Raw genomic sequence first — 21,665 nt, forward strand, 5'->3', positions numbered from 1 at the left:
AACGGGGATTCGCGAGCTTCATGAATATCATCCTTCTCGGCCCTCCGGGCGCAGGCAAGGGCACACAGGCCAACCTGCTCGTCGACAATCACGGCATGAAGCAGCTCTCTACCGGAGACATGCTGCGTGCCGCGGTGAAGGCGGGAACAGAGGTCGGGCTTGAAGCGAAAGCCGTGATGGAACGCGGCGAGCTGGTATCCGACGCCATCGTTTCAGCGCTGATCGATGACGAGCTCGCTGCAATGGATGCTGACACCGGCGCGATCTTCGATGGTTTCCCTCGTACGCCCGCGCAGGCTGCAACTCTGGAAGAAATCCTCGCCAAGCATGATCGCAAACTGGACCTGGTGGTTGAGCTGGTTGTCGATGAAGAGGCACTGGTTGACCGCGTCACCGGCCGCTTCACCTGCGCCAACTGCGGTGAGGGCTATCACGATCGGCACAAGCAGCCTGAAGTTGAAGGTGTGTGTGACCGCTGTGGTTCGACCGAATTCAAGCGCCGCAAGGACGATACCGAAGAGACCGTGCGTACGCGGATGAAGGAATACCGCGCCAAGACAGCGCCGATCCTTCCGGTTTATGAGCCGCGCGGCATCGTTCACCGCGTTGACGGCATGGCGTCTATCGATGATGTGACGACGGCGATCGAGAAGGTCTTGGCTTCGGCCTGACACTCGCGCTACCCCTTCCGTCACTCAACGGGAGGGAGTTTGCATGAAAGTTCTGGGCATCACTGTTGCTGCGGCATTGGCCTGCACCGCGGGCAGCGCGTCGGCGGAAATCGTCGAGAGTCATGGAGACGGTTTTGCCACGCGCCACACCGCGGTGGTGGAGGCGGACCGCGCAACGGTATGGCAGGCGCTGCTGCATCCCGAGAACTGGTGGAGCCACACCTGGTCGGACAGTTCGGCGAACCTGCGGCTCGATGCGTTTGCGGGCGGATGCTTCTGCGAGACATTACCTGCAAACGATGGCTGGCCGGCCGGCTCTGTCGAACACATGCGTGTTGTCTTTGTACAGCCTGGCTCGACACTGCGGATGTCCGGTTCGCTCGGTCCACTGCAGACAGAAGCGTTGGCTGGCACGTTGTCGGTCAGCCTTGCCGATGAAGGCGAGGGCACGCGTATCACCTGGGAGTACATTACCGGCGGACAGTCGCGCTTCCCGCTCGATCAGATCGCTCCGGTCGTGGACAGTGTTCAGGCCGAATTCCTGGGCGGATTGGTGGAGAATTTGGGTGGCGGTAGCATCGAGGGTTAACGCCAATTTTGACTAGCGTGTAACACGGCGCTATAAGTGTGAGCACAACACGGGAATAACAAATCGGGCTGCGCAATGCCGCAAGCTCGCTTTCGCCTGTTGACGTAGAGAGGGAATCACCCTATCTGCGCCTTTCATTCGTTCAATTGCAAAGATTTGCGTGATTTGTCGTGCGCGCTTTCCGCGTCGTAATCATGCCTTTCCCGGTAACTGGGCGAGAATGAAGCGTTGAGATAGGGGCGTGCTAACCGTTTGACGGAATTGGCAAATCCCTGTGGAGCATGGAGAATTAAGTGGCTCGTATTGCCGGGGTAAACATCCCCACAAACAAGCGCGTTATCATCGCGCTCACCTATATTCACGGAATCGGTTCGACGACTGCCAAGAAGATCGTCGACAAGCTTGGCATTGATTACTCTGCACGTGTGCAGGACCTGACCGATGCTGAAGTTCTGCAGATCCGTGAAACCATTGATGCCGATTACACCGTGGAAGGCGACCTGCGTCGTGAAACCGCGATGAACATCAAGCGTCTGATGGACCTCGCCAGCTATCGCGGTCTGCGTCACCGTAAGGGTCTCCCGACCCGCGGCCAGCGCACCCACACCAACGCCCGTACCCGCAAGGGTAAGGCCAAGCCGATCGCCGGCAAGAAGAAGTAAGCTCGGGCAACCCCCAAGCTTTTCCCTTCTTTCGACTAACGAGGAAACGAGAAAATGGCACGCGAACCAGGCCGGGTACGGCGCCGCGACAAAAAGAACATCAGCAGCGGCGTGGCACACGTCAATGCGAGTTTCAACAACACCATGATCACCATCACCGATGCGCAGGGCAATGCTATCAGCTGGTCCAGCGCGGGCATGATGGGCTTCAAGGGTAGCCGCAAGTCTACTCCGTATGCAGCACAGGTTGCAGCGGATGATGCCGGCAAGAAGGCCGCCGAACACGGCGTTCGCACCCTGGAAGTCGAGATCAAGGGACCGGGTTCGGGCCGCGAAAGCGCGCTTCGTGCTCTGCAGGCGGTGGGTTTCACCATCACCTCGATCCGTGACGTAACGCCGATCCCGCACAACGGCGTGCGACCATCCAAGCGTCGCCGCGTCTGATCGAAGCCTGCCGCGGGGGCACGTCGCCTTCGCAAACACAGTCATCGCATCAGCCGCGGCGGTACCAGCGCCCCGCGGCTTTTGCGCAACCTAGATACCTTTAGGGGAAGTCCATGTCCGTCAATACGAAGAACTGGCAGGAACTGAAGAAGCCCAACGTGCTCGACATCAAGGAAGGTGCCGACAAGAAGCGCAAGGCTACCTTCGTTGCCGAACCGCTTGAGCGCGGTTACGGCCTGACACTCGGCAACGCCCTGCGCCGCGTGCTCCTGTCGAGCCTTCAGGGTGCCGCGATCACCTCGATCAAGATTGAAAACGTGCTGCATGAATTCAGTTCGCTTGCCGGTGTGCGTGAAGACGTGACCGACATTGTGCTGAACGTGAAGCAGATCGCTCTCAAGATGGAAGGCGAAGGTGCCAAGCGCCTGCAGCTCTCCGCTACCGGTCCGGCTGAAGTGAAGGCTGGCGACATCGCCGTTTCGGGCGACATCGAAGTCCTCAACAAGGATCTCGTGATCTGCCACCTTGACGAAGGCGCAACGCTCAACATGGAGCTGACCGCAGACACCGGTAAGGGCTATGCCCCGGCCGTTGCCAACCGTCCGGCAGACGCGCCGATCGGCCTGATCCCGGTCGACAGCCTGTACTCGCCGATCAAGCAGGTGAGCTACAAGGTCGAGAACGCCCGTGTTGGTCAGGAACTCGACTTCGACAAGCTGAGCCTCACCATTGAGACTGACGGCACCGTCACCCCTGAAGATGCGATCGCCTACGCAGCGCGCATCCTGCAGGACCAGCTGACTCTGTTCGTCCACTTCGAAGACGGCATCCCGCAGCCGCAGGCCGCCATGATCGGCGTTGCTGCAGAGCCGCAGGAAAGCGACACCAACCAACTCAACCGTTACCTCCTCAAGAAGGTGGACGAGCTGGAACTGTCGGTGCGTTCGGCAAACTGCCTCAAGAACGACAACATCATCTACATTGGCGACCTGGTCCAGAAGACCGAAGCCGAGATGCTGCGCACGCCGAACTTCGGTCGCAAGTCATTGAACGAGATCAAGGAAGTTCTCTCCAGCATGGGTCTGCGCCTCGGTATGGACATCCCTGGCTGGCCGCCTGAGAACATCGAAGAAATGGCCAAGAAGCTGGAGCAGGAACTGCTCGGCTAATAGCCAAATGGGGCATGGGCCGGACCCCTTTTTCCGGCCTGCATCGGGCTACCTCATACGGGCCCCCTACGAACTGGAGTAAGTAATATGCGTCACGGTATTTCTGGCCGTAAGCTCAGCCGTAAGTCTCAGCACCGCACCGCCCTGTTCCGCAACATGGCTGCTGCGCTGATCAAGCACGAGCAGATCCTCACCACCACGGCAAAGGCGAAGGAAATTCGCCCCTATGTCGAAAAGCTGATCACGCTGGCAAAGCGTGGCGGCCTGTCGAACCGTCGCCTTGCGGCCGCTCGCCTGATGGATGACACGCAGCTGACCAAGCTGTTTGACGTTCTGGCCGAGCGTTACAAGGATCGCGACGGCGGCTATACCCGCATCATCAAGGCCGGCTACCGTCAGAGCGACGCTGCTGCCATCGCCTATATCGAACTCGTCGATCGTGACGAAGATGCGAAAGGCCAGGACAGCGGTCCGGTGATGACCGAGGACGATTTCGAAGACGCGTAAGCGCGCGTCAACGCGAAGCAAGCAAAGGGCTGGTGGAGCAATTCACCGGCCCTTTTCTTTTGCGCGGATAGTGGCAGAGTGCGCGCCATGATCCGCATCACACTCGCCGCAGCCGCTGGGCTGCTGATCGCCGCTCCCGCCAACGCGCAGAGCATCTCGCAAAGCGACCTGCAAGACCGCTATGACCGCGCGCTGGCTGCTGGGTACAAAGCGATGTTTCTGTGCAGTGCGATTGCCAATGCGGAGCGCAATGGGGCAACTCGCACACCCGAAAGCGTGATGGAGTGGGAACTAACGGGAATTCAAGCTCCGCTGGACGATATCGTTCGTAGGCTTCCCCACCGTATCACCTATCGCATTGATCCAGAGCGGCCGCAGATGGCCCCTGAAGTCGATATGGTTGCGGTAGAATGGGCAGAAGGTGCCGAACCACGGGTTGCCCGACATCTAAGCGGTCGGGGATGCGCAATCTATCCAATTGGCACTGAAGACATTGAAACGCCTGAGGGTGAACGTGCCAGGTCGTTAGCTCCTCGAATGTTTGTGCACACCATGCCTTCGCCAACGCAGCCGGTGGCCGATCTGGCTCTCACTGATCAATACGGGGTGGATGCCCGAACCACACAAATCCTAATTCGACACAATACGCGGTTGGCTGCTTATGCGACGGCCGACGGTTGGGAGCCCGGTCCGCAGAGGACGTGGTCGGTAGCCAAGAGTATTGCCGCAACACTCGTCGGCGCTGCCGTTCAACGGGGTGAAGTCAATGTGATGGACAGCGCGGGACTTGGCGAAAGCGATGAAGATCCGCGGCGCGCAATAACGATTGATCAACTGCTGCGCATGGCATCGGGCCGCTATTCGGATACGCCCGGCAACAGGACTGATCCGCTCTACTTCGGCGGGGCAACGGTTGACGAAGTTGCTCTAGATTGGCCGCTGATCCATGAGCCGGGAAGCGTCTATCGCTATGCCAACAACGACACACTCGCGGCGATCGCGGCTATTGAGCATACCTTTCAGGAACATTCACCTGCCGAACTCTTTGACCGCCTCGACATGACCGGTGCAGTTGCCGAGACTGATTGGCAGGGCAATTACGTGCTATCCTCCCAAGTGTGGGCTACCGCAAATGACCTCCTCAACCTTGGTGAACTGCACCTTCGTGACGGGGTTTGGGGAGGAGAGCGCATCCTGCCCGAAGGCTGGGTCGAGTACATCTCATCACCCGCAGGCCCTCAGCCAGGTGGCTCGCGCGGTTGGGGCTATGGCGCCGGCTGGTGGCTGCTCAACAATAGCGAGGGCATTCCGCCGGACACCTTCATGGCGGCGGGTAATCGCGGGCAGTACATTGTCGTGGTGCCTAGCCGTGATGTTGTGATCGTACGGCGGGGAGAGGACCCTGCGGGCGGCTCAGGCTTCGATATTGTCGCCTTCACCCGTGATGTGCTGGCTGCGCTCGACGAATAGCCATCAGTTTGCCTTGATCAGAACAAGTTTCGTTGCCAACTATCCCCGCAGGACTTTGCACAAACACATGAGGCTTTATGACACGCCATCTTCTCGCCGCGGCAGCGGCCATCGCGATTGTTGCGCCCGTCGCTAACGCACAGGACATGACAGCGCCCGACTATCCCGAAACCCGTACGGGTGATGTGGTCGAGACGATCTTCGGTGAAGAGGTCGCGGACCCCTACCGCTGGCTGGAAGAGGATGTTCGCAACAGCGAGGAAGTGGCCGCATGGGTTGATGCGCAGAACGAAGTCACCGACGCCTATCTCGACGGACTGCCCGCACGCCAGTGGTTTGCCGACCGCATTGGCGAGTTGTTCGATTACGAGCGTTTCGGCATTCCTGTGGCACGCGGCGACCGCTATTTCTTCACGCATAATTCCGGCCTGCAGAACCAGTCGCCGCTTTACGTGCAGGACGGTCTGACGGGTGAGCGCCGTGTGCTGATAGACCCGAACGAGTGGGCTGACGACGGTGCAACCGCGCTGGCGGGCTGGGTGCCATCTCCCGATGGCTCCAAGCTGCTCTACAGCGTGCAGGACGGTGGCAGCGACTGGCGTATCGTCCGCGTGCTTGATGTTGCGACGGGTGAGCAGATCGGCGGCGATGTGCGCTGGGTGAAGTTCTCCGGCCTCAGCTGGGTGGGCGAAGAAGGTTTCGTCTACTCGCGCTTCCCCGAGCCGGAGGAGGGTGAGGATTTCCAGGCACTCAACCTCAACCAGTCGATCTACTACCATGATCTGGGCACCGACCAGTCGGAAGACCAACTCGTATTCGCCACTCCTGATGCGCCCGAGCAGAACAACTTCGGCGGCGTCAGCGAAGATGGCCGCTGGATGACGATCCTTTCGTCCACCGGCACGGATTCACGTTATGAGGTCAATCTTGTTGATCTCGATGCGCGCGACACCAATGGCTGGCAGGTCATTCCGCTGGTTGAGGGGTTCGACTACGCATGGAACCCTATCGGAAATGTCGGCTCCACGATCTATTTCACCACCAACAATGATGCGCCGCTCTATCGCATCGTTTCGATCGACATGGACAACCCGCAGGCGGGCTGGAATGTAATCGTGCCCGAGCGTGATCAGCCGATTGCCGGTGCCAGCATGGTGGGTGACCACCTGATCGTCGAGTATCTCGAAGACGCCAGTTCCAGCGCATACGTGATGACGCTGGAAGGCGAGCTGGTTCGCGAAATCGAATTTGCCGGGCTTGGTTCGGCAGGCGGCTTTGGCGGCAGCGCAGACAGTAACGAGACGTTCTACAGCTTCTCCAGCTTCAACCGCCCCGGCACGATCTACCGCTACGATGTCGCGACGGGCGAGACGAATACCTTCGCCGCGCCGGAAGTCAGCTTCGATCCGGAAGATTTCGTTGTCGAGCAACGCTTCTATGAAAGCCGTGATGGCACGCGCGTACCGATGTTCATCGTTCGCCGCGCAGATGTGGTGGAGAGCGGTGAGGCGGTACCGACACTGCTTTACGGCTATGGTGGCTTCGATATTTCGCTCACCCCAGGCTTCTCTTCCACACGCCTTGCATGGGTCGAGGCAGGCGGTGCCTTTGTCATGGCCAACATCCGCGGTGGCGGTGAATATGGCCGCGCCTGGCATGATGGCGGTCGTCGCGCCAACAAACAGAACGTGTTCGACGATTTCATCGCTGCAGGCGAGTTCCTGATCGACGAAGGTATCACGCCGGAAGATGGCCTTGCTATCCAGGGCGGTTCCAACGGCGGCCTGCTGGTGGGTGCTGTGGCGAACCAGCGCCCCGATCTCTTTGCAGCCGGTAATGCTGCTGTGGGCGTGATGGATATGTTGCGCTTCGACCAGTGGACAGCCGGGCGCTACTGGGTCGATGACTACGGCTATCCTGACCGCGAGGAGGACTGGCGCATCCTGCGTGCCTATTCGCCGTATCACAACATTCAGGCCGATACTGAGTACCCGGCGCTGCTGGTGACAACGGCAGACACCGATGACCGCGTGGTGCCCGGACACTCTTTCAAATACACCGCTGCTCTGCAGGCAGCCAACCTTGGCGAGCGCCCGCAATTGATCCGTATCGAGACCCGCGCGGGTCACGGATCGGGCAAGCCGACCGATAAGGCTATTGAGGAAGCATCTGATATTGCTGCATTCCTTGCCTACTGGACCGGCCTCAACCCGCAAGAAGACTGATGTTCAGAAAAGTGCATAGTTTTCTGAACATCGGCTAACACGCGAGTTCAGTCTGCCATCAGGGCGAATCATCTAGAACCCTTCTCATCGGCGGCAATCATGCTGCTGGTGAGAAGGAGAAGCCCTGATGAATAGTCTGACCAAACGCCTGGCCAAGGGAACGCTTGCAACCGTCGCCGCTGGTGCGATGGCAGTTTCCGCGGCTGCTCCCGCCAGCGCGCAGGACCGCTATCGTGACCGCGATGATGACGGCATTTCTGCCGGTGAAGTTATCGCCGGTGCTGTGATCCTGGGTGGACTGGCAGCGATCTTGTCGAGTCGTGACGATGACCGCTACGACCACCGCGATCGCCGCTATCGTGATCGTCACTACCGCAATGACCGTTATCGTGATCGTCGCTATCGCGACCGTGATTATCGTGACCGCCACTATCGCGATGACTATCGCCGCGGCGAGAACCGTGCACGCCGCGCTGTAGAGGCCTGTGTCCGTGCTGCCGAGCGTCGCGCCCAGCGTTGGACTGGCTCGCGTGCCGAGGTTTACGAGATCCGCGATATTGATCGTGAACGTCGCGGCTTCGAAGTCAAAGGCCGTATCGCGGTTCAGGAATATCGCGGCGGACGTTATCGTGACTACCGTCGCGGCTACCGCAACGATGGTTGGGATACTGGCCGCTTTGAATGCCAGTTCCGTCGTGGACGGGTGGTTGACGTTGATTTCCGAGGCATCCGTGGCCTCTAAGACCGGATAGCCCCAGACGATAGGCGGTTCAGGTTGGTTTCAGCCTGGGCCGCCTAGTCATATTCGCAATACCAGCAGGGGATTGGTTCAAATGACCTTGAAAACTTCCAAATTCGCATCTGCGGCGGCGATGGCAGCCGCGCTCTCGCTTGGCGCAACGCCCGCTGCGGCAGTGGAGTTGCCAGGCATCGGCAGCGGCCCGGCAATCGCTCACAATGGCGAAGCTGCAGAGCAGAATCACCACCACCGCTGGCGTCGCCACCACCGCCATCGCAACCGTGTTGATGCGGGCGACGTCGTTGCGGGCGTGCTTGTGCTCGGCACTATCGCAGCCATCGCAGGTGTCTTCGATGGCGACAATGACCGCCGCGAGCGTCGCCGTGATGATCGCGACTACCGTGAGCGCGACAATCGCAACTATGAGGATCGCCGTGATCGCTACGACAGCAATGGTGTCGAGCGCGCGGCTGACATGTGTGTCGAGCAGATCGAACGCGGCCAGGACCGTGTCAGCGACGTAACGCAGGCTGCGCGCCGTAGCGATGGCTGGCATGTGGCCGGAACGCTGGAAGGCGGATCGGGGTGGACATGCTGGATCGATAATGAAGGCCGCATCCGCAGTGTCGATTTCGGTGCGGTTGGGTACCCGGGCGAATATGATGCCTCTACGCCTTCCTCAGGGGGGGATCAATGGAGTGATCAGGACTATGCCCGCGCACGGGCAACCACGGTGACGCCGGGGCAGGGCAGCTATTCCTATCGCTCTGCAGAGGCCCCGCAGGCTGAAGGACCGCAACCGGACTATCCGGGCGGGCCGTTGCCGGGTGAAGAGGGCTATGGCGAAGTCGACGCTGACCTTCGCTGAACGCTTGGCTCAGGCTTCGCGCGAATAGGCGGGAAGTTCGATAGACCAGATCATCGCCGCGCCGCGTAGGGTAAAGCCTGCCGCCGCGGCCACTGTCATTGCGACGGGTTGTTGCACACCGAGCAGGATCATGATTGCGCAGGATCCGGCAGTGAGAGCTGCGGCTGTAACGTAAAGCTCCGGCCGCATGATGATGCTCGGCACGCCGGCGATCACATCGCGGATGATTCCGCCCACGCATCCGGTGATGACGCCCAGCACAACCGCCGCTAGCGGTGCGACATCAAACGCGAGCGCCTTTGCCGTACCGAGCGCACAGAACAGCGCGAGACCCAACGCATCGGCCCATTCGAGCCAGCGCCCCTCCCACCATTTGCGCGGGATAAACCAGGCGACTAGCGAAGCGCCAAGAACAACGGGCAGCACCCAGAAATCGCGTATCCAGAAGGCTGGCACGCCCAGCAAAGCATCGCGCACCGATCCGCCGCCAACCCCGGTCAGAAGCGCGAAGAAGGCGCAGGTCACAAACGTCTGGTTGAGCCGTGCGGCGAGCAGAGCGCCGGACAACGCAAACACCGCAGTCCCGCCAAGATCGAGGATTGGCGGCAGAACCGGAGTTATGACCTCAACCGTCGTGGTCATGATGGCGCTTTGACCCGCGCCTTGCGCCGGCGAAACATCAGCACGCAGCCGAGCAGCGAACCCAGGACCCCAAGCACAGCGAAGGACACCAGCATGAAATAGTTGAACGGGCTTTGCTGATCGAGCTCGCGCGTTTGCAGGTCCATAATGTGCAGGCCCCACATGAAGTCGAACACGCGCCACCAGCGCGTGCGTACAGCTGCAACCTCGGCAGTCTGGGCATTCACGTAGATATGCGTGCCGTCCTCCAGCGCGACCTGCCAGCTGGGGATCGGGCGGCGGAAATCGAAGGGCGCCTCGTCAGCGGCGAAGAATTCTGCGCCGACCGCATCTTCGCCGCCCACGATGTCACGCGCAACGATGGCAAGAGCCTGTTCGCGCTCGACAGGTTCCATCTCTTCGCCCGTTTCCAGCGAATAGCGGCGCTGCGATCCGTCATTCATTGTCAGGATGGCAATCGGTTCGCCGTGCGCCATGCGCTGCGTAATCGACATCACGCCCTCTTCCGGACCGACACGTGGGTATTCCGCCATGCCCGTCAGCGGCTCTGAAGCCTGCGGTACCCGCAAGTGGCTCCCGCGCACTTCCTCGATAGGGGTGATGACCATGACCAGTCCGGTGACGGTCCACATGAGAACGGGGAAGCCCACCAGCCAGCCAAGCCAGATGTGCCATTTCGCGAAGAGTCGCATGAACTTCTGTTGTGCCATACCGCCGTGCTAACGCGGCTTGCTGTCTGCGCCTAGTCTTTGGCGAACAATTTCGACTGATCGGCAAAGGCCTTCATCTCGATGGCATTGCCACTGGGATCGCGGAAGAACATGGTCGCCTGCTCGCCCGGCTCGCCTTTGAAACGGATATAGGGTTCGATGTCGAAGGTCACGCCCTTGGTTTTGAGGCGTTCGGCCAGTTCTTCCCACTCCGCCATGCCGAGTACGACGCCGAAATGCGGCACCGGGACGTTGTGCCCGTCCACCGGATTGCTGGCGGCATCACCCGCCCCCGGCGACAGGTGGGTGACGATCTGGTGGCCGTAGAAGTCGAAGTCGATCCAGTGATCTGAGGAACGCCCCTCTGCACAACCTATCACATCACCCCAGAATTGCCGCGCAGCCGCGAGGTCATGCACGGGAAATGCGAGATGAAAGGGTGAGAGGGCCATGCCGGTTATTCCTTGATTGCCGGCACCTCTTGCCCGCCCTGATGCAGGACAAGGCCTGTTACCGTGCCATCATCATCGCGGGTGAAGTGCAGCTCTGCTGCGACAACCTCAAGGTAGAACACATCGTCTCCCGCAGCATAGACGGGAAATGCGCCTTGGCCCGTCGCTTGTGTCATCAGAGTCTCTCCCTCGCGGAAGATTGCGATCTTGAAGTCCGCGGTGATGGCGAATGTGCCGACATATTCGTCGAGCGTTTCGGTTGGCAATTGCAACCGGGCGCGTTCGCCGGGCAAGGAAACCTCTTCGCCGCGGGCATGCGCGACGAGATCGCGTGCGATGTTGTTCGCTGCGCCGCCATTCTGGTTGGCAAGGACCACAACGGTGATGTCGCGCGAGGTATCGTGGCCAAGCCATGCGTTGAACCCTTCGATGCCTCCACCGTGCCACACAAGCCGGCCGTTGTTGTCGTCGATCATCACGCCAAGCGCGTAGTTGCCAAGACCTGGCGTAGTCATCAGTTCCACGCTCTCGGCTTCAAGCACCTCGCCGGCGAAGAGCGCCTGCTGCCAGCGAAGCAGGTCGTGTGTCGTCGAGTAGAGTGCCCCTGCGCCCTGCGGAATGTCCATATTGACGTAATCGGCGGGCCTAGGCCCTTCGCCGCCCGGGAAATATCCGGTGGCGCGGTGCGGGACTACGGCAGCATTGTTGTCCACGCCGGTAGAGTCCATGCCAAGCGGGTCGAAAATATTGGTCTGCACGAATTCAGCGTAGGACAAGCCGGACACATCTTCGACGATTTCGGTCAGGATCAGATAGTTCGAATTGGAATAGCTCCACCGTTCGCCAGGCTCGAACTCCAGTGGGAGATCGGAAAAGGTCGCGATTAGCTCGTCAGGCGATGTCGGGAGGAATTTCATCGTCGCAAACCCGTCAAGCGAGGTGACGTTGGGAATCCCTGAAGTGTGCTGCAGCAGTTGGCGAACGGTGATCGCTTCCCAAGATTCGGGCGCTTCGGGCCAATAAGTCGCTACCGGTGCCTCGATATCGACCATGCCACGTTCCTGCAGCATCAGGATGCTGGCGGCAGTGAATTGTTTGGTGACGGATCCTATGCGGAACCGCGTATTCGGACTGTTGGGGATCTGCCAATCGTAGTTGGCCATGCCCTGGCTGTTCTCGAACACGATATCACCGTCCACGGCGACGAGAACATTGCCGATGAATGCTCCGGTGTCGGCCTCTGCCGCGACGATCTGTTCCATGCGATCGACATCTTGCGACAGCGCGGGGGCCGAGGAGATGGTGATCGAAACAAGCGCGGCGGCAGTCAGCGGCAAACTACGGGACATAAACGACATTCTTGCTCTCCGAACAGGTGTATCACTACAATAATACACTATAGCCTGCAATTGCAACCATCTTTCAATCGGGCCCGCCTACAGCGATGTTAGCGCTGTGGAATCCGGTGCAGGCCTAAGGCAAGGCCAAAACCGATAATCGGTGCTGTCCCGTAACCGATCAACGGTGTGGGGTAGTGGTTCATCGCGGCGATTACCGTGAAACCGAAAAGCGCGCCGGCGAGGCCGAAGCGCTTGTCGCGCGCGAAAGGGATGGCGAACAGCAGGAGCGCAAAGCTGGTAAGTAGTGTTGCCAACAAGAGGATCGCAAGCACCGGGCTTTGCTCAGCGGCATCGACAAATACACGCTCGACGAATGGCTGGGGTGGCAGCTCCCCGATCAGTGCCATTCGGATCGACGCGACGAAGCCTATGATCGCTGTCGCCGCCACTTTCCAATCGCGTGTGACATGATGGATGCCGATAGCTGCGAAAGTGAGGGCGAAGCCGGCGGCGGCGTCAGGTTGCAGATAGGCCGCGCCTATTCCCGCAAGCAGCATTGGGGCGGCCATAACGCGATTTCGTGCAGCGAGCACGACCAACGGTGGCACGGCAATCATCCCAGTATGGAGATTAAGCGGGCCCAACGGAAACCAGCGCATGATCTTCTGTCCGCCAAGCCCTTCAACCGCTGGGCCAACGGCTATCGCAGCAAGCATGATGAGAATAAGCGCGGCAAGGAGGATGTGTCGACTAAGCGCGGTATGCGGTCCGCGCCCGAACGCGATCCAAAGGCTGACGAGCGCCAGCGCGGCAAGATTGGTCAGCGGATAGTGCGACGGAGCACCGCTCGTAGCCATCCATGCAGCGCCCACCATGACCGGGATCGCGAGCGCCGCAATGGCGGGCAGGCGATCCCGTAATGTCATGTCAGCTGCGCCCCATCAGATATGGATTGGCTTGCCCTGCACGCCCATCGCAGCCTCTTTCAGAGCTTCCGAATGGGTCGGGTGGGCATGGCAGGTGTAGGCAATGTCTTCGCTAGTCGCGCCGAATTCCATGGCCAGCGCGGCTTCGGCGATCATTGTGCCTGCGACTGAGGCAATCGCCCAGACACCCAGAACGCGGTCGCTCTCTGCCTCGGCAATGATCTTCACAAAGCCATCGCCCTCGTGATTGGTCTTCGCGCGGCTGTTCGCCATCATCGGGAACTTGCTCGTCTTGATCGCCTTTTTGTCGCCGCCCATCTTCTCGATCGCCTGCTCTTCGGTCAGCCCGACACCGGCGATCTCGGGAAGGGTGTAGACGACGCTGGGGATCACATCGTGGTTCACGATGCCGGTCTCGCCAGCGATCCATTCGGCCACCGCAATGCCTTCATCCTCGGCCTTGTGCGCGAGCATGGGGCCGGGGACGACATCACCGATTGCGCGCACGCCATTGACGCTGGTCTTGAACTCGTGATCGACTTCGATCTGGCCGCGCTGGTTCACTTCCAGCCCGATATTCTCGAGGCCCAGCCCCTCTGTGTTCGGCTTGCGACCGATGGAAACGAGCACGCAATCGGCTTCGAGCGTTTCCGCATCGCCGCCCTTGGCCGGTTCCATCGTCAGCGTGGCCTTCTTGCCCTTCACGGTGCAGCCGGTGACCTTGGTACCGAGCTTGAATTCGATACCCTGCTTCTTGAAGATCTTGCGCGCTTCCTTGCGCACGTCGCCATCCATGCCGGGCAGGATTTCGTCGAGGAATTCCACGCACGTTACCTGCGCGCCAAGACGACGCCAGACCGAGCCCAGCTCCAATCCGATGACACCGCCGCCGATCACAACCATGTGCTTGGGCACCTTGGGCAGTTCGAGCGCACCAGTGGAATCAACCACCACATGCTTGGAATTGTCGATCTCGATACCGGGTAGCGGCGTCACGCTGGAACCTGTGGCGATGACGATTTCCTTGGCAGACACCTTCTCACCGCCAACTTCAACCGTGTGCGCATCGACGAAAGTGGCGAGGCCCTTCTTCCAGTCCACCTTGTTCTTCTTGAACAGGAATTCGATACCCTTGGTGAGCCCGCCCACGGCATCGAGCCGCTGTTCATGCATCTTGAGCAGGTTGAGTTTGGGGCTAACGTTGATACCCATGCTTTCCATCGCGCCATTGGCAGCCGCATCGAAATATTCGGACGCGTGCAGCATCGCCTTGGAGGGGATGCAGCCGACATTGAGGCAGGTGCCCCCAAGCGTTTCACGCGCCTCGGCGCAAGCGGTTTTCAGTCCCAGCTGCGCCGCACGGATCGCGGCAACATAGCCACCCGGGCCAGCACCAATAACAAGGATGTCGTAATCGTATTCAGCCATTATTTGCTCTCTCTACGGTCGTAAAGGTCGTAAAGGTCGTAAAAGCCGACCCACGATAAACCTTGCGAAACCTCAGAAGGTTCCGGGTATTTTTTTCTATATGCAGCTTTCTGACCTTGATCGAGTGATCTATAAAAATCATTGAATTCAATTATATATTCTTCACCATATCCCATTCGCCACCCAATCGATCCGCGACCGATGTGGGGGTATTTAAGCCAAGGGGGGAGAAGCTGGTCAGGCATCACAAATCAATCAGCATCCGCATGGGATCTTCGATTGCCTCTTTCATGATTTTCAGCGCGGTCACGGCTTCGCGGCCGTCGATAATGCGGTGGTCGTAGCTCAGCGCGAGATACATCATCGGGCGCACCACCACTTCGCCATTCACGGCGACGGGGCGGTCCTCGATGCGGTGCAGGCCGAGTACGGCGCTTTGCGGCGGGTTGATGATCGGGGTCGACATCAGTGATCCGAACACGCCGCCGTTGGAAATGGTGAAGGTACCGCCACTCATGTCTTCCATCGTCAGCGTACCTTCCTTGGCGCGCTTGCCGTAGTCGGCGATGGCGAGCTCGATTTCGGCAAAGCTCATCGCGTCGATACTGCGTACCACAGGAACCACCAGGCCATTCGGTGCACTGACCGCGACCGAGAGATCGACGTAGTTGTGATAGACGATTTCATCGCCCTGGATCTGCGCATTGACCGCCGGAACGTCTTTCAACGCCAGCGCCGCAGCCTTGGCAAAGAAGCTCATGAAGCCGAGCTTGATGCCGTGCTTCTTGGCGAACATGTCCTTGTATGCGTTGCGCGCCTCGATCACGGCAGTCATGTCGCAATCGTTGAAGGTGGTGAGCAGCGCGGCCTCTTCTTGCGCGCCTTTGAGGCGCTTGGCGATGGTCTGGCGCATGCGCGTCATCTTCACGCGCTCTTCGCGGCGATCACCCTTGATGGTGGCAGGTGTAGCAGGAGCGGCCTCGGCAGCGGCAGGAGTTGCGCCGCCTTCGCTCTTGGCCTTGGCGGCAGCGACGACATCTTCCTTGGTCAGACGGCCATCCTTGCCGGTGCCCTTGATCGTGGTCGGATCGACACCGTGCTCGATCACCGCGCGGCGCACGGCGGGCGACATGGTGACGCTGGCATCGCTGCTGTCTGCCTTCGCAGCCGATTGGGCAGGCGAGGGAGCGGGCGTTGAAGCGGAAGCGCCTTCTTCGATCACCGCGATTACCGAGTCGACCTCAACCGTGTCACCCACGCTAACCTTGTATTCCTTGATCACGCCCGCAACGGGGGAGGGGGCCTCCACCGCGACCTTGTCGGTCTCGAGGCTCATGATCGGCTCGTCCGCCGCCACGGCATCGCCAGGCTGCTTCAGGAATTCACCTACTGTTGCTTCGGTGACCGATTCACCCAGCGTTGGAACTTTGACTTCGGTTGCCATGTGTTTTTCCCTTGGCTTCCAGTTATTTCTTGCGCGCTTGGCGCTTGGCATTGGTTGCGCCACGCTCGGACAGGCCAAGTGCGACGGAGACGAGTGCTTCCTGCTGCGCCTGGTGGCGAGCAGCAAAGCCGGTGGCGGGCGATGCCGCTTCCTCGCGGCCAGCATAGCTTGGGCGCATGCCCTTGTGACCGGCAGCGGTCAGCGCCTCTTCGATGCGGTTCTGCACGAAGAACCATGCGCCGTTATTGTGAGGCTCTTCCTGGCACCAGACGACCTCTTCGAGGTTGGTCATGCGCTTCATGCGCACGGCCAGCGGTTCGCCGGGGAACGGATAGAGTTGCTCGATGCGGACAATCGACACATCGTCGATCTTCTCATCATCGCGCTTATCCATCAGATCATAGGCGACCTTCCCGCTGCACAGCACAAGGCGCTTTACCTTTTTGTCGTCAATATCCTTGCGATCCGAGAGGATGCGCATGAAGTGGCTCTTGCCGCGGAACTCTTCGGCGGTGGATTTGGCATCCGGATGGCGCAGCAAGCTCTTGGGAGTCATGATAACCATCGGTTTGCGGAACGGGCGCAGCATCTGGCGGCGCAGAACATGGAAATAGTTCGCCGGGCTGGTGATGTTGCAAACTTGGATATTGTCGTTCGCGCACAGCTGCAGGAAGCGTTCGAGGCGGGCGGAGGAGTGCTCCGGTCCCTGGCCTTCATAACCGTGCGGCAGCAGCATCACGAGCCCGTTGGCGCGCATCCATTTCACTTCGCCCGCAGCGATGAACTGGTCGATCATGATTTGCGCGCCGTTGGCGAAATCGCCGAACTGCGCTTCCCACATTACCAAGGTCTTGGGATCTGCCATGGCGAAACCGTACTCGAAGCCGAGGACGCCGAATTCGCTAAGCGTGGAATCGTAGACCTCGAACTTGCCGTGCGGCAACGTGGCGAGCGGGATGTATTTTTCTTCGCTGTTCTGGTCGACCCAGATCGCATGGCGCTGACTGAAGGTGCCGCGCCCTGAATCCTGGCCGGAAAGGCGCACGCCAAACCCTTCGGTCACCAGGCTGCCGAAGGCGAGTGCCTCTGCGGTGGCCCAGTCGAAGCCTTCGCCGCTCTTGAACATCTCTCGCTTGGCATCGAGCACGCGGTTCAATGTCTTGTGGACGGTGTGATCGTCCGGAACCGTGGTCAGCGTGCGGCCGAGGCTGTCAAACAGCTTCTTGGGGATCGCTGTATCGACATTACGCCGCGCGGTTTCGGGATCGACCGGCTTGTGCAGGCCGCTCCAGCGTCCGGCAAACCAGTCGACTTCGTTCGGCTTGTAATCCTTGCCCTTCTCAAATTCCTCATCGAGGTGGGCAATGAATTCCTGCCGCATTCCCGGCGTCGAGCCTTCGTCGATCACGCCTTCGCCCTTGAGCCGTTCCGAGTAGATGTCCGACACGCGCGGATGCTTGCGGATTTCCTTGTACATCAGCGGCTGGGTAAAGCTCGGCTCGTCACCTTCGTTGTGACCGAAGCGGCGATAGCACCACATGTCGATCACGATGTCCCGCTTGAACGTCTGGCGGTACTCGACCGCGAGTTTGCATGCGAAGGTCACAGCCTCGGGATCATCGCCGTTTACGTGCAGGATCGGGGCCTGCACACCCTTGGCCACGTCAGACGGGTAAGGGGAGTTTCTGGCGAATTTTGGACTGGTCGTGAAACCGATTTGGTTATTTATGATGAAGTGTATGCAGCCGCCTGTGTCGTATCCTGCGACACCCGAAAGGCTCAGGCTTTCCCAGACCACGCCTTGTCCTGCAAAGGCCGCATCGCCGTGGATGAGGACCGGCAGGACCTTCTCGTGCGCGGCAAGATCATCGTGCATGGCCTGCTGCGCGCGGGTCTTGCCGAGAACGACGGGGTTTACCGCTTCCAGGTGGCTGGGGTTGGGAACCAGGCTCATGTGAACCTTGATCCCGTCAAATTCACGGTCGGTGCTGGTGCCGAGGTGATACTTTACATCGCCCGACCCGCCGACATCGTCAGGATTGGCAGAGCCGCCTGAGAATTCGTGGAAGATTACGCGGTATGGCTTGGCCATGACATTGGCGAGCACGTTCAACCGGCCGCGGTGTGCCATGCCGTAGATGATCTCGCGCACGCCGGTAACGCCGCCCCATTTGATCACTGCTTCGAGTGCAGGGATCATGGCTTCGCCGCCGTCAAGGCCGAAGCGCTTGGTGCCGACATATTTCTTGGCAAGATACTTTTCGTATTCCTCGCCGCGGATCACCGCCTTCAGGATTGCTTGCTTGCCTTCGGGTGTGAACTGGATGGTGTCGCCGGGGCTTTCGAACTTGTCCTGCAGGAAGCGCCGCTCCTTCGTGTCGGCGATGTGCATGTATTCGAGGCCGACCTTGCCGCAATAAACTTCGCGCAGTCGCTCATACAGGGCGCCGACGGTGGTCCACCCCATGCCCATCACGTCGCCTAGGTAAACTTCCTCGTCTTCCTTGCCGGCCAGGCCGTGAAACTCCAGCGTCAGGTCCTGCGGGTCGCCCTGTTTGTGCGAGAGATTGAGCGGGTCGAGATCGGCCGCCAGGTGTCCACGAACGCGGTATAGCCGCACCAGCGTCATCGCCTTGTTGGAGATATCAGCTGCGTGCTGCAGAGACACCGTGTCCGTCGGCTTGCCGGCCTTGGCCGCAGCTTCCTTCACCACCGCGACCATATCGGTCGGGTCCATCGCCGCGTTCAGATCGGCGGTGTCGTCCGTCAATGGCCAGCGCGGATTGCCCCAGCTAGGGCCTGCTTGCGGACCCTCTTGGCCGGGCAGTTCAGGAAGCAAGTTCTTCGGTTCGTTACCCATCGGGGTTCTCGCTTGAGAGTTACGCCAGTTCTTTGAGCAGCGCGTCGAGCGTGGTGCCCAGTTCGCTGGGGCTGGGGGAGACGCGGATGCCCGCATCTTCCATCGCCGCGATCTTGTCGTCCGCGCCGCCTTTGCCGCCCGAAACGATGGCGCCCGCGTGACCCATACGGCGACCCGGAGGCGCCGTGCGGCCAGCGATGAAGCCAACGGTCGGCTTGCTGCGACCCTTGGCCGCTTCCTGCTTGAGGAATTCAGCGGCTTCTTCTTCGGCGCTGCCGCCGATTTCGCCGATCATGATCATCGACTTGGTTTCGGGATCGTCGAGGAACAGGTCGAGCACGTCGATGAAGTTGGTGCCGTTCACCGGGTCACCACCGATGCCGACAGCGGTCGTCTGGCCAAGGCCAACGGCGGTCGTCTGGTGCACGGCCTCATAGGTGAGCGTACCCGAACGCGAAACCACGCCAACGCTACCCTTCTGGAAAATCTTGCCCGGCATGATGCCGATCTTGCATTCTTCCGGCGTCAGCACGCCGGGGCAGTTCGGGCCGATGAGGCGTGATTTGGAGCCGGTCAGCGCGCGCTTCACGGTCACCATGTCCATCACCGGAACGCCTTCTGTGATCGTAATGATCAGCTCGACCTCGGCTTCAATAGCTTCGAGGATGGCATCGGCCGCAAAGGGCGGCGGAACATAGATGCAGCTCGCGGTAGCTCCGGTCGCTCCCTTGGCTTCACGCACGGTGTTGAACTGCGGCAGACCGAGATGTTCGGAGCCGCCTTTGCCCGGCGTCACACCCGCAACCATCTGCGTCCCGTAATCGAGCGCCTGCTGGGTGTGGAACGTACCGGTATTACCGGTCATCCCCTGCGTGATGACCTTGGTGTCTTTGTTTACGAGGATGGACAATGAAGAAGCTCCGACAATTATGGGTTTGGTGAATGGGCCAACGACGTGGTGATTACGTACGCATATAGGCCATCGGGGCGGGTGTAAGTCGCAATATCATATACGAAATCTTCAGCGATGAAGTGATTATCAAGCACACTGTCAGGCGCGTTCTCTCCGTATTGACTGCGTATTGCATTGAGCAGTCCGGGAGGTGTATTGCCTTCGCTAACTTGCTCAGCTGAAAGTTGACCAGCTACTCCAGCCCTTAGCTCATCCAACTGTGCCTCATTGGCAATTTGACCGTTTACTATACAGTTGTCGAGCACGGCCAGAGATTGAATCTCGATGAGAAGATTTTGCTTCGAAAAGAGCTTTCGCTGTCGCCCTCGGTCATCGACATGGGTTCCGCTCGTCCAGCCAAGGTGCTCAAGAGTGGCATCGTTGAGACGAGGACCATCGCTGAGCGCAGCTCTGCAAGCTGATACGCCATCAAGGATTTCTTGCGTCGGTGCGACCTCGCTCAATGGTTCGACCATCGTCTCTTGCGGAGCTTGTGTGGGCCCCTCTTGTCCACTGCAAGCCGTCGCGCTCAGCGCGAAACCGATGGCTGCGCCAAATGCTGCAGCGAGTCGCAATTGACTACGCAAGGCTGCTATCCAGCCCCTTGCAGGCTTCGAGTAGTTCCTCGACCGCATCGACGCTGACCTTCAGGTTATCGCGCTCTTCGTCGGACAGTTCGATTTCGATCACGTCCTCGGTGCCATCAGCGCCGATCATGGTCGGCACACCGACGTAGAGACCGTCCACGCCGTACTTGCCCTCGACATAGCTGGCGCAGGGCAGCACGCGCTTCTGGTCGCCCAGATAGGCTTCGGCCATGCTGATCGCGCTGGTTGCGGGAGCATAGTATGCCGAGCCGTTGCCGAGCAGGCCGACGATTTCGCCGCCACCGCTGCGCGTGCGCTTCACGATCTCGTCGAGGCGCTCGTCCGACACGCCCTTGATCTTGGCCATGTCCTTCACGGGGATGCCATTGATCGTGGAGTAGGAGAGGACCGGGACCATCGTGTCGCCGTGGCCGCCGAGGACGAAAGCATTCACATCCTTCACCGACACGTCAAATTCCCAAGCGAGGAAGGTCGCGAAACGTGCGGAGTCGAGCACGCCAGCCATGCCAACCACCTTGTTGTGCGGCAGGCCGGAGAATTCACGCAGCGCCCAGACCATCGCATCGAGCGGGTTGGTGATGCAGATAACGAAAGCGTCGGGGCAGTTGTTCTTGATGCCTTCGCCAACGGCCTTCATCACCTTAAGGTTGATGCCGAGGAGGTCATCACGGCTCATGCCCGGCTTGCGCGGCACGCCTGCGGTTACGATCACAACGTCTGCACCGGCGATGTCGGCATAGTCGTTAGAGCCGGTGATCTTGGCGTCAAAACCTTCGATCGGGCCACACTGCGAAAGGTCCAGCGCCTTGCCCTGCGGCATGCCCTCGGCAATGTCGAACAGGACGATGTCGCCCATTTCCTTCTTCGCTGCGAGGTGGGCGAGGGTGCCGCCGATCATGCCGGAGCCGATAAGCGCGATTTTCTTGCGTGCCATTGGGTAAGCCAAGTCCTTTAGTGCG

21 protein-coding genes are annotated in these 21,665 nt (G+C 59.9%); 10 read left to right on the plus strand and 11 right to left on the minus strand.

Annotation, left to right across the window (positions count from 1 at the left end; all coding sequences use genetic code 11):
• Positions 1–20: 20 nt before the first annotated feature.
• The 10 genes from OOZ52_RS09685 to OOZ52_RS09730 all read left to right on the plus strand — a co-directional run bounded on the left by OOZ52_RS09685 (position 21) and on the right by OOZ52_RS09730 (position 9,344).
• A complete protein-coding gene (locus tag OOZ52_RS09685; RefSeq protein WP_274698304.1) occupies positions 21–671 on the plus strand; it encodes an adenylate kinase in 651 nt (216 codons plus the stop codon).
• Positions 672–714: 43 nt separating this feature from the next.
• Positions 715–1,260, plus strand: a complete 546-nt coding sequence (locus tag OOZ52_RS09690) for an SRPBCC family protein (protein WP_274698305.1) — start codon at positions 715–717, stop codon at positions 1,258–1,260.
• A 293-nt stretch (positions 1,261–1,553) separates the two neighbouring features.
• Positions 1,554–1,922 (plus strand): 30S ribosomal protein S13, encoded by a 369-nt coding sequence (rpsM, locus tag OOZ52_RS09695; protein WP_274698306.1) that lies wholly within the window; start codon positions 1,554–1,556, stop codon positions 1,920–1,922.
• Between the two features lie 54 nt (positions 1,923–1,976).
• Positions 1,977–2,366, plus strand: a complete 390-nt coding sequence (gene rpsK, locus OOZ52_RS09700; protein WP_047005430.1) for a 30S ribosomal protein S11 — start codon at positions 1,977–1,979, stop codon at positions 2,364–2,366.
• Between the two features lie 113 nt (positions 2,367–2,479).
• Positions 2,480–3,535 (plus strand): DNA-directed RNA polymerase subunit alpha, encoded by a 1,056-nt coding sequence (locus OOZ52_RS09705; protein WP_274698307.1) that lies wholly within the window; start codon positions 2,480–2,482, stop codon positions 3,533–3,535.
• 87 nt (positions 3,536–3,622) lie between these two features.
• Entirely contained in the window at positions 3,623–4,042 is a 420-nt protein-coding gene (rplQ, locus tag OOZ52_RS09710; protein WP_274698308.1) for a 50S ribosomal protein L17, read from the plus strand.
• Positions 4,043–4,129: 87 nt separating this feature from the next.
• Positions 4,130–5,512 carry a serine hydrolase domain-containing protein gene (locus OOZ52_RS09715; RefSeq protein ID WP_274698309.1) on the plus strand — a complete coding sequence of 461 codons (1,383 nt, stop codon included), beginning with the start codon at positions 4,130–4,132 and terminating at the stop codon, positions 5,510–5,512.
• A 77-nt stretch (positions 5,513–5,589) separates the two neighbouring features.
• The gene (locus OOZ52_RS09720; RefSeq protein ID WP_274698310.1) at positions 5,590–7,737 is read left to right on the plus strand and encodes a prolyl oligopeptidase family serine peptidase; all 2,148 of its coding nucleotides are present in this window, start codon (positions 5,590–5,592) and stop codon (positions 7,735–7,737) included.
• A 127-nt stretch (positions 7,738–7,864) separates the two neighbouring features.
• On the plus strand, positions 7,865–8,479 hold the full coding sequence (locus OOZ52_RS09725) for a hypothetical protein (RefSeq protein WP_274698311.1): 615 nt from the start codon (positions 7,865–7,867) through the stop codon (positions 8,477–8,479).
• A gap of 91 nt (positions 8,480–8,570) precedes the next feature.
• Positions 8,571–9,344, plus strand: coding sequence for a hypothetical protein (locus tag OOZ52_RS09730; RefSeq protein ID WP_274698312.1), 774 nt, complete (start codon positions 8,571–8,573; stop codon positions 9,342–9,344).
• Positions 9,345–9,353: 9 nt separating this feature from the next.
• On the opposite strand, the gene OOZ52_RS09735 is transcribed toward OOZ52_RS09730, so the two are convergent.
• From OOZ52_RS09735 to mdh, 11 genes are all read right to left on the minus strand, one after another.
• Positions 9,354–9,986: a trimeric intracellular cation channel family protein gene (locus OOZ52_RS09735; protein WP_274698313.1), complete on the minus strand. Its 633-nt coding sequence runs from the start codon at positions 9,984–9,986 to the stop codon at positions 9,354–9,356.
• Positions 9,983–10,696 (minus strand): PepSY domain-containing protein, encoded by a 714-nt coding sequence (locus tag OOZ52_RS09740; protein WP_274698314.1) that lies wholly within the window; start codon positions 10,694–10,696, stop codon positions 9,983–9,985. The genes OOZ52_RS09735 and OOZ52_RS09740 overlap by 4 nt, the downstream gene beginning before the upstream one ends.
• Positions 10,697–10,728: 32 nt before the next feature.
• Entirely contained in the window at positions 10,729–11,148 is a 420-nt protein-coding gene (locus OOZ52_RS09745) for a VOC family protein (protein ID WP_274698315.1), read from the minus strand.
• Positions 11,149–11,153: 5 nt separating this feature from the next.
• Positions 11,154–12,497: a serine hydrolase gene (locus tag OOZ52_RS09750; RefSeq protein ID WP_274698316.1), complete on the minus strand. Its 1,344-nt coding sequence runs from the start codon at positions 12,495–12,497 to the stop codon at positions 11,154–11,156.
• A 98-nt stretch (positions 12,498–12,595) separates the two neighbouring features.
• Positions 12,596–13,414 carry a hypothetical protein gene (locus OOZ52_RS09755; protein ID WP_274698317.1) on the minus strand — a complete coding sequence of 273 codons (819 nt, stop codon included), beginning with the start codon at positions 13,412–13,414 and terminating at the stop codon, positions 12,596–12,598.
• Between the two features lie 15 nt (positions 13,415–13,429).
• A complete protein-coding gene (gene lpdA / locus OOZ52_RS09760) occupies positions 13,430–14,842 on the minus strand; it encodes a dihydrolipoyl dehydrogenase (RefSeq protein ID WP_274698318.1) in 1,413 nt (470 codons plus the stop codon).
• A 244-nt stretch (positions 14,843–15,086) separates the two neighbouring features.
• On the minus strand, positions 15,087–16,286 hold the full coding sequence (gene odhB / locus OOZ52_RS09765) for a 2-oxoglutarate dehydrogenase complex dihydrolipoyllysine-residue succinyltransferase (RefSeq protein ID WP_274698319.1): 1,200 nt from the start codon (positions 16,284–16,286) through the stop codon (positions 15,087–15,089).
• 22 nt (positions 16,287–16,308) lie between these two features.
• Positions 16,309–19,146, minus strand: a complete 2,838-nt coding sequence (locus tag OOZ52_RS09770) for a 2-oxoglutarate dehydrogenase E1 component (protein ID WP_274698320.1) — start codon at positions 19,144–19,146, stop codon at positions 16,309–16,311.
• Between the two features lie 19 nt (positions 19,147–19,165).
• Positions 19,166–20,056, minus strand: coding sequence for a succinate--CoA ligase subunit alpha (gene sucD / locus OOZ52_RS09775; protein WP_274698321.1), 891 nt, complete (start codon positions 20,054–20,056; stop codon positions 19,166–19,168).
• A gap of 17 nt (positions 20,057–20,073) precedes the next feature.
• Entirely contained in the window at positions 20,074–20,574 is a 501-nt protein-coding gene (locus OOZ52_RS09780; protein ID WP_274698322.1) for a hypothetical protein, read from the minus strand.
• Between the two features lie 103 nt (positions 20,575–20,677).
• Positions 20,678–21,640 carry a malate dehydrogenase gene (gene mdh, locus OOZ52_RS09785; protein ID WP_274698323.1) on the minus strand — a complete coding sequence of 321 codons (963 nt, stop codon included), beginning with the start codon at positions 21,638–21,640 and terminating at the stop codon, positions 20,678–20,680.
• Positions 21,641–21,665: the final 25 nt, after the last annotated feature.

This window comes from Aurantiacibacter sp. D1-12, from assembly GCF_028858515.1.
In the GTDB taxonomy this organism is placed as follows: domain Bacteria; phylum Pseudomonadota; class Alphaproteobacteria; order Sphingomonadales; family Sphingomonadaceae; genus Alteraurantiacibacter.

Excerpts from the sequence above, each read along its gene's own strand:
- OOZ52_RS09685 (WP_274698304.1), top strand. The coding sequence starts at position 21 with ATGAATATCATCCTTCTCGGCCCTCCGGGCGCAGGCAAGGGCACACAG.
- OOZ52_RS09690 (WP_274698305.1), top strand. The coding sequence starts at position 715 with ATGAAAGTTCTGGGCATCACTGTTGCTGCGGCATTGGCCTGCACCGCG.
- rpsK (WP_047005430.1), top strand. The coding sequence starts at position 1,977 with ATGGCACGCGAACCAGGCCGGGTACGGCGCCGCGACAAAAAGAACATC.
- OOZ52_RS09705 (WP_274698307.1), top strand. The coding sequence starts at position 2,480 with ATGTCCGTCAATACGAAGAACTGGCAGGAACTGAAGAAGCCCAACGTG.
- rplQ (WP_274698308.1), top strand. The coding sequence starts at position 3,623 with ATGCGTCACGGTATTTCTGGCCGTAAGCTCAGCCGTAAGTCTCAGCAC.
- OOZ52_RS09715 (WP_274698309.1), top strand. The coding sequence starts at position 4,130 with ATGATCCGCATCACACTCGCCGCAGCCGCTGGGCTGCTGATCGCCGCT.
- OOZ52_RS09720 (WP_274698310.1), top strand. The coding sequence starts at position 5,590 with ATGACACGCCATCTTCTCGCCGCGGCAGCGGCCATCGCGATTGTTGCG.
- OOZ52_RS09725 (WP_274698311.1), top strand. The coding sequence starts at position 7,865 with ATGAATAGTCTGACCAAACGCCTGGCCAAGGGAACGCTTGCAACCGTC.
- OOZ52_RS09730 (WP_274698312.1), top strand. The coding sequence starts at position 8,571 with ATGACCTTGAAAACTTCCAAATTCGCATCTGCGGCGGCGATGGCAGCC.
- OOZ52_RS09735 (WP_274698313.1), bottom strand. The coding sequence starts at position 9,986 with ATGACCACGACGGTTGAGGTCATAACTCCGGTTCTGCCGCCAATCCTC.
- OOZ52_RS09740 (WP_274698314.1), bottom strand. The coding sequence starts at position 10,696 with ATGGCACAACAGAAGTTCATGCGACTCTTCGCGAAATGGCACATCTGG.
- OOZ52_RS09745 (WP_274698315.1), bottom strand. The coding sequence starts at position 11,148 with ATGGCCCTCTCACCCTTTCATCTCGCATTTCCCGTGCATGACCTCGCG.
- OOZ52_RS09750 (WP_274698316.1), bottom strand. The coding sequence starts at position 12,497 with ATGTCCCGTAGTTTGCCGCTGACTGCCGCCGCGCTTGTTTCGATCACC.
- OOZ52_RS09755 (WP_274698317.1), bottom strand. The coding sequence starts at position 13,414 with ATGACATTACGGGATCGCCTGCCCGCCATTGCGGCGCTCGCGATCCCG.
- lpdA (WP_274698318.1), bottom strand. The coding sequence starts at position 14,842 with ATGGCTGAATACGATTACGACATCCTTGTTATTGGTGCTGGCCCGGGT.
- odhB (WP_274698319.1), bottom strand. The coding sequence starts at position 16,286 with ATGGCAACCGAAGTCAAAGTTCCAACGCTGGGTGAATCGGTCACCGAA.
- OOZ52_RS09770 (WP_274698320.1), bottom strand. The coding sequence starts at position 19,146 with ATGGGTAACGAACCGAAGAACTTGCTTCCTGAACTGCCCGGCCAAGAG.
- OOZ52_RS09780 (WP_274698322.1), bottom strand. The coding sequence starts at position 20,574 with ATGGTCGAACCATTGAGCGAGGTCGCACCGACGCAAGAAATCCTTGAT.
- mdh (WP_274698323.1), bottom strand. The coding sequence starts at position 21,640 with ATGGCACGCAAGAAAATCGCGCTTATCGGCTCCGGCATGATCGGCGGC.